This is a genomic window from Pseudodesulfovibrio sp. 7M6 (genome assembly GCF_050058625.1).
In the GTDB taxonomy this organism is placed as follows: domain Bacteria; phylum Desulfobacterota; class Desulfovibrionia; order Desulfovibrionales; family Desulfovibrionaceae; genus Pseudodesulfovibrio; species Pseudodesulfovibrio salinus.
The window spans coordinates 3,690,576-3,705,677 of sequence record NZ_CP188816.1; the positions used below are offsets into that span (position 1 = coordinate 3,690,576).

Annotated in this window: 14 protein-coding genes and 1 riboswitch; of the genes, 5 read left to right on the forward strand and 9 right to left on the reverse strand. The window is 59.4% G+C overall.

Features of this window, described 5'->3' with window-relative positions; translation table 11 throughout:
* Positions 1–144: 144 nt before the first annotated feature.
* Positions 145–993 carry a deoxyribonuclease IV gene (locus tag ACI0FG_RS17200; RefSeq protein ID WP_419788409.1) on the reverse strand — a complete coding sequence of 283 codons (849 nt, stop codon included), beginning with the start codon at positions 991–993 and terminating at the stop codon, positions 145–147.
* Positions 994–1,005: 12 nt separating this feature from the next.
* On the reverse strand, positions 1,006–1,287 hold the full coding sequence (locus ACI0FG_RS17205) for a hypothetical protein (RefSeq protein ID WP_419786240.1): 282 nt from the start codon (positions 1,285–1,287) through the stop codon (positions 1,006–1,008).
* 307 nt (positions 1,288–1,594) lie between these two features.
* On the opposite strand from ACI0FG_RS17205, the gene ACI0FG_RS17210 reads away from it, so the two are divergent.
* Positions 1,595–1,855, forward strand: a complete 261-nt coding sequence (locus ACI0FG_RS17210; protein ID WP_419786241.1) for an RNA recognition motif domain-containing protein — start codon at positions 1,595–1,597, stop codon at positions 1,853–1,855.
* Between the two features lie 196 nt (positions 1,856–2,051).
* Here the strand turns inward: ACI0FG_RS17210 and ACI0FG_RS17215 are convergent, their stop codons facing one another.
* The gene (locus tag ACI0FG_RS17215) at positions 2,052–3,458 is read right to left on the reverse strand and encodes a transporter substrate-binding domain-containing protein (RefSeq protein WP_419786242.1); all 1,407 of its coding nucleotides are present in this window, start codon (positions 3,456–3,458) and stop codon (positions 2,052–2,054) included.
* 122 nt (positions 3,459–3,580) lie between these two features.
* Between ACI0FG_RS17215 and ACI0FG_RS17220 the strand changes: the two genes are divergently transcribed.
* From ACI0FG_RS17220 to ACI0FG_RS17230, 3 genes are all read left to right on the forward strand, one after another.
* Entirely contained in the window at positions 3,581–5,095 is a 1,515-nt protein-coding gene (locus tag ACI0FG_RS17220) for a serine hydrolase (protein ID WP_419786243.1), read from the forward strand.
* Positions 5,096–5,347: 252 nt separating this feature from the next.
* Positions 5,348–5,518, forward strand: coding sequence for a transcriptional regulator (locus tag ACI0FG_RS17225; protein WP_419786244.1), 171 nt, complete (start codon positions 5,348–5,350; stop codon positions 5,516–5,518).
* 305 nt (positions 5,519–5,823) lie between these two features.
* Positions 5,824–7,530: a hypothetical protein gene (locus tag ACI0FG_RS17230; RefSeq protein ID WP_419786245.1), complete on the forward strand. Its 1,707-nt coding sequence runs from the start codon at positions 5,824–5,826 to the stop codon at positions 7,528–7,530.
* 463 nt (positions 7,531–7,993) lie between these two features.
* Here ACI0FG_RS17230 and ACI0FG_RS17235 read toward each other — a convergent pair whose 3' ends face one another.
* The 6 genes from ACI0FG_RS17235 to ACI0FG_RS17260 all read right to left on the reverse strand — a co-directional run bounded on the left by ACI0FG_RS17235 (position 7,994) and on the right by ACI0FG_RS17260 (position 13,557).
* The gene (locus ACI0FG_RS17235; protein WP_419786246.1) at positions 7,994–8,707 is read right to left on the reverse strand and encodes an ABC transporter ATP-binding protein; all 714 of its coding nucleotides are present in this window, start codon (positions 8,705–8,707) and stop codon (positions 7,994–7,996) included.
* Positions 8,708–9,793 (reverse strand): efflux RND transporter periplasmic adaptor subunit, encoded by a 1,086-nt coding sequence (locus ACI0FG_RS17240; protein WP_419786247.1) that lies wholly within the window; start codon positions 9,791–9,793, stop codon positions 8,708–8,710. It abuts the gene before it with no gap.
* Positions 9,790–10,278, reverse strand: coding sequence for a YkgJ family cysteine cluster protein (locus tag ACI0FG_RS17245; RefSeq protein ID WP_419786248.1), 489 nt, complete (start codon positions 10,276–10,278; stop codon positions 9,790–9,792). Before ACI0FG_RS17245 ends, ACI0FG_RS17240 begins: the two co-directional genes overlap by 4 nt.
* A complete protein-coding gene (locus tag ACI0FG_RS17250; protein WP_419786249.1) occupies positions 10,275–11,648 on the reverse strand; it encodes a phosphomannomutase/phosphoglucomutase in 1,374 nt (457 codons plus the stop codon). The genes ACI0FG_RS17245 and ACI0FG_RS17250 overlap by 4 nt, the downstream gene beginning before the upstream one ends.
* Positions 11,649–11,776: 128 nt before the next feature.
* Complete coding sequence (locus ACI0FG_RS17255; RefSeq protein WP_419786250.1) at positions 11,777–12,577, reverse strand: hypothetical protein; 801 nt, start codon at positions 12,575–12,577, stop codon at positions 11,777–11,779.
* 2 nt (positions 12,578–12,579) lie between these two features.
* Entirely contained in the window at positions 12,580–13,557 is a 978-nt protein-coding gene (locus ACI0FG_RS17260) for a hypothetical protein (RefSeq protein ID WP_419786251.1), read from the reverse strand.
* 122 nt (positions 13,558–13,679) lie between these two features.
* Positions 13,680–13,761: riboswitch (cyclic di-GMP riboswitch) on the reverse strand.
* Between the two features lie 248 nt (positions 13,762–14,009).
* Here ACI0FG_RS17260 and hflK point away from each other — a divergent pair.
* Complete coding sequence (hflK, locus tag ACI0FG_RS17265; RefSeq protein WP_419786252.1) at positions 14,010–15,095, forward strand: FtsH protease activity modulator HflK; 1,086 nt, start codon at positions 14,010–14,012, stop codon at positions 15,093–15,095.
* The last annotated feature ends 7 nt before the right edge of the window (positions 15,096–15,102 follow it).

The window sequence follows — 15,102 nt, forward strand, 5'->3', positions numbered from 1 at the left end:
GCTAACCGCCGAAACACAGGGCTGGTCTCGTCCGGGGGGCGGAAGGACTTTGGGAACTGGATGATTGGCTTGGGAAATTTGCGCTGCGGTAGCTCAAGTGAGGGCTACCACAGCGGCAAGGGATCGAAATGTTGGGGGAAGGAGCTACTCGCCGGCGAGTTTCCTTAGCAGCCCGAGGTTGCGGACGTCGTCTTTCAGGTCCGCGTCCTTGGGCGTCTCAAGCGTCTTGGGCACATCCGCAAACCGCGCATCCCGCATTAGGTTGCGGAATCCGTCCAGGCCGATCTCGCCCTGGCCGATGTGTTCGTGCCGATCCTTGTGCGAGGCAAGCTCGTTCTTGGTGTCGTTGACGTGGAAGAACTTGAGCCGGTCCAGCCCGATGATGCGGTCAAAGGCGTCGAAGGTGGCGGCGTAGGCCTCGGGCGTGCGGATGTCGTAGCCTGCGGCAAAGGCGTGGCAGGTGTCGAAACAGACGCCGAGGCGGTCCGGATGGGTTGATGCCTCAATGATCCGGGCCAGTTCCTCGAAGGTGGCACCGAGGTTGGTACCCTGGCCCGCCGTGGTTTCGAGCAGGATGGTGGGGTGTGGCGACTCGGACTCGGCAATGGCCTGGTCCAGATTCTTTGCATAGCGCCGGATGCCCTCGTCCACGCCTTGGCCCAGATGGGAACCTGGATGGGTGACCAGAAAGGGAATGCCCAGCTTTTCCACCCGGCCCAGTTCCTTGGCAAAGCCCATCACGGAGCGTCGGGAAAGCTCGGGATCGGGTGAGGCGAGGTTGACGAGGTACGAGTCGTGCGCGGCAATGGGGTAGTCGTCCCACTGCTCCCAGGCCATGGCAAAAAGCTTGGCATCATAGTCGCTCAGTGGCGGAATCTTCCACTGGCGTTGGTTGCGGGTGAATATCTGGAGGGCGGTGCCATTCACGGCCCGGATTCGCTCGAAGGCCATGTGCAGGCCTCCGGCGATGGACATGTGTGCGCCCAGAAACAGGGGCACGCCGCGTTAGCCGATCCAGGAATTAAGGGCGTCCACGATCTTCTGGGCCTGAGACAGGCTGGAGATGTTGAACTTGGACTTGGGCCGGTAGGTCCCGTCCACCTTCTGATAACGGCGGATGGAGTACTTCTCCGGGCCGTATTCGCCGGAGGCGCGGTTGAGCTCCTGATAGCGGAACAGGATGGTGGTCCAGGCGCCCTTGGAGAGCACGACCTTGTCCAGTTCCTTGACGATGAGCTGGTTATCTTCAGAATAATTGATGGTGATTTCGTCTACGTTGGATGCCATTTGTTGCTCCTTCTCTCTGTATCCGCGCTGAGCGCAGGCCCCTCCCTTACATAGGTAATGGATAAAGGGCAAGGGTGGGTACAGCCGGATCATGCCGGAAAAACGTGGCCGAAAATGTACCAAATGTGCCTAAGTTGCCACCTAACTGGCGAATTTGGTTGACCATGCGGTTGTGATGACGTAACGGCAATTTTGAGTATTCACTTTCGGGGTCCGTTGTGGACCGTGGAAACGACTTTTCTATAACATGCGGAAAAAACCGGCTTCGGCCGCTTCCGCAATCAGGTATTTTGGAGTGTTGGTCGCAATGAAGAGCATTTACGTCGGCAATATCCCGTTCAGTGTGTCCGAGGACGATCTGAGTGATCTTTTTGCCGAATACGGCGAGGTGAAGTCCCTGAAGTTCATCAACGATCGCGAAACAGGCCGTTTCCGCGGCTTTGCCTTTGTGGAAATGGAAGATGCGGACGCCCTGGCCGCCATCGAGGCGCTTGACGGCAGCCCCTTGGCAGGTCGTACCCTCAAGGTGAACGAAGCCAAACCCCGCGCCCCCCGGCCGAGGTACTAGCCTCTCCGTTCAGCGCAGTTTTCTGTTTAAGGCCCGGTTTGCAAGACCGGGCCGAAGGTTTGCTCGCGTCTGACGGAAAAGAAATTGGTTGTTCAACCGACGGTGAAAACCGCCGGTAGCACGGCCGCTGTCCGCATCCGCACTGCTGCAAGGCGAATTGGTGAGGTACGGCGGGTCTGCAGGTTTGCCCTTTCGGTTACGGTTTAGGGCTGCGCTTGCCCAGTGTCTCGCGGATGGACTTGTAGGCCGCGTAGTACATCTGGACGTTGGCCACATAGGTGGGGGTCTCCTTGCCTATCTCCTGATAGGCCGCCCACTCCACGTTGGCGAACCAGCGGTCCGGGTCCAACCCCATGTCCTTTGCCTTCTGGCGCAGTGAAGCCACCCGGGCCGGGCCCGCGTTGTATGCCGCCAGGGCGAAGTCTACCTTGGCGTCATCCTTCACGTCCTGAAAATACCTGTCGCGCAGGAATCGCAGGTATTTGGTTCCGGCGTGAATGTTGCCGTCCAGGGTCTTGATGTCCGGCACGGCCACATTGGGATCGGCCGCCGTGGACGGCTTGATCTGCATGACGCCCACTGCGCCCGCCGCGCTTTTCTTGTTCATATCCAGGCGGGATTCCTGAAATCCCATGGCCGCCAGCTTGAGCCAGTCGAAATCGTATTCCTTGCCGTATTTGATGAAGACATCCGCCATGTTTTCCAGCGCCTTGCGCGCGACCGGGTCGTTCGGATTCTTGACCCATTCGTCGTTCACGAAATAGCGCTTGTAGACCATGTTGCCGAGCATCGTTCCCTGGCGCGCGGTGGCAACAAAGTCGTCCAGGCTCTGCCTGAGCTTTTTGGCCGACGGCCGCACGGCCCAGGCCAGGGAACCTCCCGTATGCAGCGGTGCGTCCTCAAAGGGGCGCAGCTTGGGCAGTGCCTGTTTCCAGATGGAAGCCAGCCGCGAATCCGCAGCCACGTAATCGATCATGCCCGCGTTGGCCATCTCCAGCAGGTCCTCGGTGACCAAATGCGGGTCCGCTTCCTTTATTTTGATCTGTTTCTTGCCGTGCTTTTTCAGCTTGGCATTCAGTTCCTTCAGGTGGATGACATAGCTTGCCCCGCGCATGACATGCACGGTTTTTCCGGCCAGATCGTCCAGCATCTTGATGGGCTTGGCCCGGGGCGCGCCGACCACGATTTCGTTCACATCCGTGCGGTAGGGGGAGGAAAAGGCAACCTGCCGGGCGCGGTCCCTGGTCACGGTCAGCCCGGCTGCGGCAATGTCCCCCTCGCCCCGCAGCAGGGACGGCAGCAGCTCATCAAAGGGCACGGCCACAAAGACCATGCGTACCGGGCCTTTGTGCGCCTTGTCCAGATACTGCTTATACTGGTTCATCAGGTCGTATTCCATGCCGCGCATGGCGCCCTTGTCCAAAAAAAAGTTGGTCCGGTTGTAGCTGACCAGCACGCGGATGGCCCGGTGCTCTTTGAAGAGCTGGGGCAGGTCCCCCTTCCACGGAGTGATGACGCGGCCAAGGCTGTTTGCGAATGCGGGGCGAGGCAGGGCTATGAGCAGGAAAAGCAGGACGAAGGTCAGGTGTCGTAGGCGCGGCATGGTCCCTCCGGTTGAAGTTTCATGAAGCGTAGCCCAGAGGCGGGGTTCGGATCAAGCCGGAATCCGCTTGAGGGGATGGGAGCGAAAGGCTATGTTCCGGCAAACTCTTATGGAGGTTTTCCATGACCAAACGGTGGCTTTCGGTCCTTGTTCTCCTTTGCCTGCTCCTGCCGGGTCCCGCGCGTGCCGACAGGCTGGACGATACCCTCGCCCGGCTGGTGCCCTATGCGGAAAAGGGTTTGCGCGAGACAGGGGTGCCCGGCATGGCCGTGGCCGTGGTAAAGGGCGGCAGGACGGTCTGGGCAAAGGGCTTCGGCACCCGCCGCGCGGGAGGGAATCTTCCGGTAACGCCGGACACCGTTTTTCAGGTCGGCTCGCTGACCAAGGCGTTCACCGTGGGCATCATGGGCTCGCTGGTGGATGAGGACAGGGCGGACTGGGATGATCTGGTCACGGACCTCTATCCCCCCTTTGCCATGTATGACCCGTGGGTCACGCGCGAATTCATGGTCCATGACCTCTTTGCCCAGCACAGTGGTCTGCCACCCTATGCGGGCGACCTCCAGCTCTTCATCGGCTACGGTCGGGATCACGTCATCCAATCCCTGCGCGATATCCGTCCGGCCTATTCCTTTCGCGACGAATTCTCCTATGTAAACAACCTGTTCCTTGTCGGTGGCCGGGTGGAAGAGGAACTTACCGGTAAGTCATGGGAAACCCTGATGCACGAGCGCATTCTGGACCCTCTGGACATGGCCGATTCCTCGGTGGACGGGCAGGGATTTGCCACGGCGCAAAACGTGGCGACCATGCACGAGCTGGCCGGGGGCAAGGCTGTTCCCCTCAAGGCGGATTCCCTGCTCCTTTCCTGGGCCTATGCGGCCGGGCCAGCCGCCGGGCTGAATTCCACTGTCAACGACATGGCCAAATGGATCGCTGTTCAGCTGGGGCGAGGGCGCATCGGCAACGTGCGCCTGTTCAGCGAGAACGCGGCCGACTACATGCGCCAGCCGCGCACGCCGATGATGTTCGGCGACCGTCACGCTTCCTACTGCCAGGGGTGGATGCGCATGGAACTCTCGCGCACGGACGTCATCTGGCACAACGGCGGCACCTGGGGGGCTTGTGCCTTTGCCGGATATTCCCCGGCCCTTGATGCGGGAATCGTGGTGCTGACCAACCTGAGCGACCAGCCTCTGGCCGATGCCGTGGGCCTTGAATTCTTCGACTTGCTCTCCGGCGTGGACGGCGCGGACTGGCTGGCGACCTTTCTTAAGGAGGAGGCCGAGGCACAGGCCGAGCCGAATGCCCAGCCGGAACCGGCTCCGGGCAAACCGCTGCCGGGCCTGCCGGTGGAACGTTATACCGGAGCGTATGACAACCCGGTTCTCGGCCCGCTTACCGTCAGTCTGGACAGAGACGGCCTGTTGGTGACCCTAGGCAAGGACGGTTGCTGCCGGATCAGGGCCCGGCACGATACCATGCATTCCTTTGTGGGCGAATGGCCCGAGCTTGCTCCGGATGACCCCGTGGTGCATTTTGATTTCCAGGTGGACGGAGAGGGCGCCGTATCAGGCCTGTTGCTGCGTGAGTACGATGAGGACGGCTGCGGCTATTTTACGCGCCGCACGGAGTAGCCGCATCAATCCATAGGTTACCAAGGACGGGGAAACGCATTTTCTCGTCCTTTTTTATTGTTTACCATCGAACGTGGCGCATATTTTGTGTCCGGAGCTTGCTGCCATGCAAATAATATGTATTAACATACTGTTTTAATAGATTAAAAGATCAAGATGAGAAAAATTCTCAGAAACTAGTTGACAGCAAAAGTATAATTAGTAACAGTTCTCATTAACAACACACTCTCACTGCAACAAAGGACAAGCGAAATGAAAGACCAAGTATACCAAGCCATGCTCGATGCGGGCAAGCCGGTTCGCCCCGGCGATATCGCCAAAGCGCTGGATGTAGACGGCAAGGACGTTTCCAAGGCGATCAAGTCACTGCGCGAGGAAGGCAAGGTCATCTCGCCCAAACGGTGCTTCTACGCACCGGCCTAGATATTCGACAAGAGCATCACACCTCACTCCTCCTTTACACACTGCAACCCCCCGAAGCCCGGTCTCACCGCCCCCGAGACCGGGCTTCACCCTTTTCATATCATTTTTTGCATCGCAGCCTGTTGTAAATCCTGCCATATTTCCAATGGAGCCGTTGCCGAATGCGGATCAAATCATTTATTCGCCCGGATTAATAATCTCCCCGACTTGACGCGTAATTTTCAGAGCGTATATTAAAGGTATGCCAAAAGCCCGTGCGGCATGGTGCTGACCAGGGACGGTCGGCTTTGGCGGGGAGATCCCCAGTGTCCTTCAATTTTACCGACTTCATCGTGGCCGGCCCCCCCGGTCAGGTGACGGCCGGACCGGCTGCCTCCTTCATGGCTGGCGGACCGGGGCATGCCGTTACCGGCGAACCCGGACACGTTCCTATCGATACGACTCCGGCTCATGTGCCCATCGATACCTCCATGGCGCGTATACCTTACAGCGCCTCTCCCGGCATGGCCTATACTTCCCTGACCGGCCCCGGCCTGCCGCCTCTTGATATGGGCGCTGGTGGCAGCATCGGAGGCGGCGCAGGCTTTGCCTCGGGCGGTGGCGGTGGCGGCGGTTCCTTTGGCGGCGGCAGCGGCGTTAGCGGCGGCGGAGGAGGCGGAGGCGGAGGAAGCGGCGTAGGCGGTGGGTCCGACTCCGCCATACGCAACACCAGCGGCGGTTCCACCTCCATGGCCAGCAGCGGTGCCTTCGGCGCGCTGCAAGGCGGCGGTGGCGTGCCTACCCTCAATACCGGCGGTGCCGGCCTCGGCAACAGCGGAGCGTCGGAAGCCCCCACCAAGACCACCGGTGCCGGGCAGGTCTCATCCGCCACGGGCGGCGGCTCAACCGGTACAGGAGGCGGCTCCGGACAAATTGCGCCGACAACGGGCTATGCCCCCATAGCGCAGAGCAGCGGCGGGACCGTTGTTCCGGCGGCGGGCAATGTCCAGATAGCTCCCTTAAGCGGCGGCGGACCACTTCAGCCGCAAGGCATCAGCGTCTTTCTGCCCACTCCCACCGGCGTTACGCCCATCAGCCCGGCAGGACATGTCGTAGCCTATCGCCAGACCAATCCCCATGGCGAAATTTTCGGCCATACCCAGAGCTGGCCGCGCGACAACTTCCATCACGTCGTCAACTCGCAGGGGTTCATTCCCACCCGCGTGCCCCAGGCTCCATGGGAGCAGGCTTCCGTCAGCTTCGAGCAGCCCGACTCCATCGGGGTCGATCTGGTCAAGCCGAACCTCCCGCCCCAGCAGTTCGTCTACGCGCCGGAGCGCAACTACGATTTCGACCTCGGTGTGGATGAGGAAAGAAACATCACCGTGGCCTACCCCTCCAACGTGGAAAGGGTGCTCGATCAGTCCGTGGATTCCACGACCATCAACAACATGGATGGCGGTCCGGTTATTTCCTCCACCGCGCCGGAAAGCACTCGCGTCGTCAGCTATCCGCAAGTCACCACCGTCACCCCGGTGCCCACCGAAGGCACCACCCGGCTCGTTTCCGTGACCGAGGACAACTCCGTCCACGAACAGAACACCATGCGCGAAAGCAACGTGGACAACTCCCGCGACGTGCAGCTCGTTGTCAACGACACCAACGTCAACCAGAGCGACAACTCCACCACCCTGGCCAACAGCACCGACATCCGCTACGTGGACCAGGACCTGACCCGAAATTCCCAGGTTGTGAACAACGACACCACCCTGGTGGAAAACAAGGAAACCAATTACGCCACCAACCACGTCAGCAACGTCCGCACCGACTATTCCACCGACGTCAACCTCGACAATTCCTATACCCATGTCATCGAGGACAACGCCGATACCAACTTCATCGACGACCGGGAAATCAACTTCCTTACCGTGGACCAGGGAACCAACGTCTTCGATAACTCGCGCGACATCAGCTACGAATTCCTCCAGGCCCCGGAACGAACCAACGGCGCCCTCATCGTGGGGAACGCATAGGGAGGAATCGCCTGCGGCGAGCCGGGGGGAAGGGGAAGAGGGGGACCTTTCGTGAAAGGTCCCCCTCTTCCCCTTCCCCCCGGACCCCCTAACCCCATCTCCCCTCCAAAGCTTTTTGGTCCGCTACGCGGGGTGGAGCGGGTCAAGGGAGGGAGTCGGGCTAAGTGTAAGAAAGCCATTATGTTTCTTGAATGAAAGAATTCCCCTCTCTTCAAACGGGCACTGTTCGGGAGGATTTGGCCAGGGTGGTTTTCGTCCCGACAGGGCGAAAACCACCCTGGCCAAAGACTTCCGAACGCCGCATAGCCGCCACGCACCGCCTACCCGGTCAGTCCTACCCATTCCCGCACCCTACCCCGGCGCAGCCGGAAACGGATTCCAAAGGCCATAGCCTTTGGCAGGTCCAGGGCAGCGCCCTGGCCGTCGGAGACGCCCGCCGGCGAGGCTTCTTCTCTTGCCTTGCCTACGCGCCGGTCTGCTTGTCTTCCACGATGCGGCCGTCGTGGATGCGGATGATGCGCTGGGCCTGGGCAGCGACGTTTTCGTCGTGGGTGACGAGGACGATGGTGGTACCGGAGGCGTGTACTTGCGTGAAGAGCTTGATGATTTCGCCGGAGGTGGTGGAGTCGAGCTGGCCTGTGGGCTCGTCGGCGAGGATGATGTCGGGCTTGTTGAGCAGGGCGCGGGCCATGGCGACGCGCTGCTGCTGGCCGCCGGAGAGGCTGGCGGGCTTGAAGTTCATGCGGTCGGCCAGACCGACCTGTTCGAGGAGTTCCTTGGCCCGGGCGGTGAGTTCGGCTTGGGACTTGCCGGAGTAGAGGCCGGGCAGGACGACGTTTTCCAGGGCGGTGGCGTAGGGGATGAGGTAGAAGGACTGGAAGACGAAGCCGAGGTTCTTGTTGCGCAGGTCCGAGAGATGGTCGTCGTCGAGGGTGGCGGTATCGTTGCCCAGCAGCTGATAGGCGCCGGAGGTGGGGCGGTCGAGCAGGCCGATGATGTGCAGCAGGGTGGACTTGCCCGAACCGGAGGTGCCTTGCAGGGAGACGAACTCGCCCTGGGCCACGTCCAGGGTTATGGACTTGAGCACGGTGATGCCTTCGGCCGGGTCGCCGTTTTTCCGCTCGTTTTCGCGGAAGAAGGTCTTTGATATTTCGGTCAGATGGATGGCCGGACCCATTTACTTGCCCTTTGCGCCCTTGGTGCCGGGGAGTACGAGCTGGGTGGCCACGGTTTCGCCCTCCTTGAGTCCCTCGATGACTTCGGAATGGGTCAGCCCGGCCAGACCGAGCTTGGGTGTAACCTGGCGGGGCGGCTTGGCCGGATCATCCACCACAAAACAGAGCTGCTTGTCGCGCACCCACTTGAGGGCGTTGTTCGGCACGGTGAGCACGTTTTGTTTGGTCTCGACGATGATTTTACACTGGGTGGTCATTTCCGGGCGGAGCGACTTGGCCTGCTCGGGCGTCACCTGGACCAGGGCGTTGTAGTAGACGATGTTGTCGCGCACTTCGGGCTGGGGGTAGATGCGCTCCACCGTGCCCTCGAAGATTTTGTCGCGGTAGGCGTCCACGGTGTAGCGCACGGGCAGGCCGGGGCGCACGCGGCCGATGTCGGTTTCGTCCACGTATATCCACATTTCCAGGCGGGTGGGGTCGATGACGGTGATGAGGTTGGACACGGACAGGCCGGAGACGATGGTTTCGCCTTCCTGGGCCGCCACCTGGGAGACCACGCCGTCTATGGGCGAGTAGATTTTCGTGTAGGAGAGCTGGACTTCCAGCGACTGGACGTAGGCGTGGGCGGACTCCACGGAGTGGCGGGCGACCATGGCATCCTGCAGGGCTATGTCCAGGGTATCCTGCGCCTCCAGCTTCTTGTCCACCAGCTGCTGTTTGCGCGGCAGGTTCTTTTCCATGTACCGAAGCTTGGCCCGGGTGAGTTCCAGGTCCGCGCGGGCCTGGGTGATGCGGGATTTCAGCTCGCGCGCGTCGATCTGGGCGATGAGCTGGCCCTTTTTCACATGATCGCCGACCTTGACGGGCACGGATTCGAGCACACCGGTGGCCTGTGCGCCCACCTTGACCTCGGCACCCACCTGCAATTTGACGATGCCGGTGGCCTCCAGGATCTTGGACACGTCCCCGCGTTCGACCTTGGCTGTCTTGAGCACCTTGACGGTGTCGTTTTTGCCGAAGCCGGTAAAATACCAGACACCCCCGGCCGTGATCAGGGCTGCTATGAGAAGGAAGATGAGCTTTTTCATGGGGCCTGCCGTTCGTCCTGCCTGCGTTCTGTTTCCTTGCGCAATACCTCGGAAAATTTGGGGATGGCCCGCCGCTTGCGCTGCATGAAGAAGTCGCGGAAGGTGAAGGTCTTGAAGAAGTAGCCGCAGTCGGGCTTAAGCCAGCCTCCCTGATAATATAGCGATTTCGAGGGATAATTTCTACACAAAGAAAGCCTGGATTCGTGCGCGGTGCACAGGCCGTCCTTGCCCAGGAGCGAGCAGGCGAAGACGAGGTGGCCCTGGAAGTCGCGGCCGGTGATCTTCAGGCAACGGTGGTCCGGCTCCTTTTCGCACAATTTTTCAAAGGCGCGGCGGCTTTTGAGCCAGCGTTTGCCGTCGCGGATGATGATATCGTGGCAGCAGTCCCCGCACATGGCGCATTGGCCGAGGACTTCCACGTCGCGCCGCAGGATGAAGGCGCGCAGGCGGCGGTACCAGCCCGTGAACGTCCTCAGGTTGCTCATGCCAGCCCGGAGAGTTCCTTCACCCAGCTGTTGATGGGGGTCTCCATGATTTCCCGGATTTCCGCGAGCCGCGCTTCGGACTCAGCCTCGAACCGCAGGATAAGCGCTCCCTGGGTGTTGGAGGCGCGCACCAGCCCCCAGCCGTCTCCGAACTCCACCCGCGCGCCATCCATGTCGATGACCGGGTAGCGTTCCTTGAAATAGGCCTGTGCCCTGGCCACCACTTCGAATTTGATTTCTTCCGGACAGTCCTCCCGGATTTCCGGGGTGTTGAAGACCGGGGGCCAGTCCTCAAGCTGGCGGGAGAGCGGCTTGTCCGATCGGGAGAGGATGCCCGCGAGCAGCAGTGCGCCGTAGGTGGCGTCGTCGAATCCGTGGTAGCCGTGGAAGAAGAACATGTGGCCCGACATCTCGCCGCCCAGGGCCGCGCCGATCTCGATCATGCGGTTTTTGACGATGGAGTGGCCGGTTATGCACATCTCGGCCGTGCCGCCGTGCGCCTCCACATCCTTGAAGAGCAGGTGGGAGCATTTGACGTCCGCCACCACGGCCGAGCCGGGCTCGGTTTGCAGCAGGTCGCGGGCATAGATGGCCAGGAGCTGGTCGCCGAACATGAGGCGGCCGGTCTCGTCCACCGCGCCGATGCGGTCGCCGTCTCCGTCCAGGCCAACGCCGCAGTCCGCGCCGTGTTCGACAACGGCTCTTTTGAGGGCTTCCATGTTGGCCTCCACCACCGGGTCGGGGTGGTGGTTGGGAAAATCGCCGTCCGGTTCGCAGAAGAGGCGGATCACCTCGGCCCCGGCGGACTCCAGAATGTCGGCCGTCAGATTCCCGGCCACGCCGTTACCGCCGTCCACCACAATCTTGAGCGGCCGGGCCAGGGTGACACGGGAGAGGAGGTCCTCTTTATATGTAGGGAGAATGTCGTGGGTGGATATGATGCCGTCGCCGGTGGGGAACTCGCCCGCGGCCATGACGTCGTACAGGGCCTGAACCTCGTCGCCATGGATGGTGGACAGGCCGCCCCAGACCTTGAAACCGTTGTATTCCTTGGGGTTGTGACTGGCGGTAATCATCACCCCGGCCGAAAATTCCAGATGCTTGGCCGCAAAGTAGAAGATCGGGCTGGAGACCTGCCCCAGACAGAGCACGTCCACGCCGGTTTCGGCCAGCCCCTCGGCCATCACGCGCTGATATCCGGCGGAAGAGGCCCGGCAGTCATGCCCCACAACAGCCCGGCTCCAGCCTTGTTGCAAAAAGTAAGTTCCGCAGGCGCGGCCCAGCGTGTACACCCATTCCGGGTCAAAATCCCGGTCCACTATACCCCGGACGTCGTAGGCTCGAAAAATCTTGCGGTCGATAGGTTTCATGGCCCGGAGTGTGCCTGTTCGAGCAGGACAATTCAAGAACAGAGATGGAACACACCTGTGCACGCAAAAAAAAGAGAACGGCCCGGCTGGGCGCTTTTCACCGGCAGCCGGGCCGAACTCGTTGTCAGTTACAATTTTTCACGCGTAATTATTATAACTCGATGGCCGTTTACGGTGTCGTACAGGGTTCGTCCCCGCACCACGACATGGGTTTTCCCGTCTATGACATAGTCGACTTCCGCGGAGTCGATGCATTTTTGCCGATTGCGGTTTTTGTATTCCCTGCTTTTGTTCTCATAGCGCAAAACAAGCATATCCGTGCTGCTGTTGCCCTGTTTTCCGCTCAGGATGATATCCGGGGCCGGGAAATGGATGCTGTCCTCGGGCATGAGACCACATTGTCCGTGGGATACGACAGCGCCCATCGGCGCCCTGTCCGTGGCGAATGAAACAAATACCATGGAAAAGATTCGGGTATAGTAGGTTTTCCAGAAAAGGTTTCCGAGCGGTTTTCCCGTCTTGCTTGAAATCGGTTCTCCCATTTCCTTCATGTTGCCCAGCCTATCGGTTCGCACGGTGAACTCCAGCGGGGGGTGGGAATCTTTAAGCGGATAGAGCCGGAATACGTCATTCGGAGATTGTGGGCGGGCGGCCTTGCCGTCCTTCACGCCGAGGATCTGGCCTTTGGCTTTGATCTGCCATAGCAGGTCGTCTCCCTGGGGCGTAATCGTGTATCCAAGAGTTATTTTGCTCAGAGGGAATGAAAAGTCTCCGGCTGGTATGTATTCATCGATGTTGATGGTCCCGCTATCTTGTCCGTAAGCCAGCGAGGTGTCCCCCTCAAAAGAGGTGGCGCAGTACCTGCCGCTACAACCGACACATGCCAGACATAAAAGCAGGGCCAGAATTGTTTTTACCGGGAATCGCATTGTTATTTCTCCTGCAATTTTTTGAGTTCTTCAAGTATACGTTGTGTATAGGAATCCATAACTTCTTGGAGTGTCTGTCCCTTATGTGAGTCCGCCTCGAATTCGACATCGGCAATTTCGGTTCCGTTCTTGTAGATGACCGCATCGGCATTGAATTCGAAAAAGGGATCGGAGAACCATCCTCCGTCGGTGGCGTAGAATGCGGGCATAAAGATTTTAATGTCGTAAACGTCGCTACCTGTATGGTCGAAAACCGCTTTTTTCTGAATTCGCTCCGTCACTTCGCCTGGGAGGTCAAAGTCCAACTTCGAGTAGGTGGCATGAGCATAGGGATTCGTAGCGCAATTGAGCATCCAACGGATATTTCTCTTGGTTACGGGAAAGAATGTTGTCACCTTGCCGAGGGAACCCGGCAGACGGCCGGGCGACGGCACCGCAGCCTGTCCCTGCACCTTGTATAGTTCATCAATGAATTGGCCGGTAACGTCGTTTATGGCCTCGTAGAGTGCACCGATCCCCTCGCTGTTTTCCGTACAACTCCTGTCGTCCTGTTGTTCAAAATCTTTTTTCATGTCGTATTTCCGACTCAGATAGATTGTGCCGTCCTCCGGGGAGTATGCTTCGTATGTTGCGGCGTATCTGGCGGGAAATCCGCTGGCGAATATCGAACCTTGAAAGCCGGCGACGACCTCGTGAACGCGAATTCGAACACTGACGACTCGATCCGTATCTTTGGATGTTATGGCGGGATCCAGCAAACAGTTCGTGGAAATTTTGGACAGGCCAGTCGTCAGCCTCATGAGCCATGTCTCGCTATTTTGTTCCGAGAGCTTTTCGCCATGGGGCTCTATGATGTAAGTGATGCCGGATATGCGAACCGGCAGCTTCGCCGTTTGCTTGACGACGGCAACAGGTTGTGGCGTGGGCAGACATTTGGGAAAGCACCCGGCAGCGGGCAGGAGAAAGGAAAGAATGAGCAACAGCCGAAAAATATGCATGATATCCCCCTAGACACCCCCTAAAATGAGGGGGGGTGATGAATGAGATAAAGCCATGGACCCGGTGTCCACAAAATGAAGGGGGACGCAGCAGAAATATTTCCACAGGTAACCCGGCTGTCTCCATACTGAAGGAGATCCGTGGCTTTCCGTCTCCACCTCACGATGGATTTGGCTTTGTCGCGAAACGTCCGGCAGGCTAGCTCAAAAGTGAGTTCTGTCGGATAGCTCGGAAGCGATTACTTGAATACGGATATAAATCAAGTGGATTATTTGATGGCAATCAATATCTATCCGGCTGATGGGCAGGGAAAATCGTGTATTCCAAGGCCGGGAGCTGATCCGGACAGGCGAGCAATCTATATAGAGGCGAGAGAGAGTATGTTCCGACTTCTCTTGACCTGTTCTTACAATCCGCCTATTTCTGTTGGATCATGAATTGGGATTGGGAAAAATTACAAAAGCAACAACAGGGGCGCTCCGGCGGCAAGCCGCCGAGCTTCGACGATTTCCACGAGCAGCTTGAGAAGTTCAAAGGCTTCAAGCTGCCTGGCTGGAAACTCATCATACCCATCATCATTCTTCTCTGGGTCGCCAGCGGGTTCTATATTGTCGAACCCGACGAGGTCGGCGTGGTGCAGCAGTTCGGTGCCTTCAACCGTATCACCACGGCTGGCCCGAACTACCACATCCCCTACCCGGTGGAGAGTGTCATGACCCCCAAGGTCACGCAGATTCGGCGTTTGGAATTCGGATTCCGCACGCCGGGGCGGTCCTATGGACAGGATTTCCAGCAGGGCGTGAGCCGTGAGGTGCCGGAAGAAGCCCTCATGCTGACCGGTGACGAGAACATCGTCTCGGTCCAGTTCATCGTCCAGTGGATGATCAAGGACGCCAAGAACTATCTGTTCAATGTGCACGACCCCGCCAAGACCATCGTCCATGCCGGTGAGGCCGCCATGCGTGAGGTCATCGGCAACGGCAAGATCGACGACGCCCTGACCACCGGGAAACAGGAAATTCAAGTCCAGACCCGCGACCTGATGCAGCGGATTCTGGATTCGTACAAGACCGGCGTTTCCATTGTGGCCGTGCAGATGCAGAACGTGCATCCGCCGGAGCAGGTGGTGGAGGCGTTCAAGGACGTGGCCAGCGCCCGCGAGGACAAGAGCCGGTTCATCAACGAGGCCGAGGCCTATCAGCGCGACATCCTGCCCAAGGCGCGTGGTGAGGCGGCCCGGATCGTCAATGGGGCCCAGGCTTACAAGGAAGCCAAGATCCGTCGCGCCCAGGGTGACGCCTCCAAGTTCCTGTCCGTGCTCAAGGAGTACAACAAGGCCAAGGACATCACCCGTCAGCGCCTGTACCTGGAGACCATGGAGTCCATCCTCTCCAATCCCGATACGGAAAAGATGATTCTTTCCGGAGACGCGCTCAAGAAGGCCGTCCCATACCTGCCGCTGGGCCAGTTGCCCCCGGTCGGACGGTCCACCACCACTCAACCCGCACAAAAGCAGTAAGGGAGGA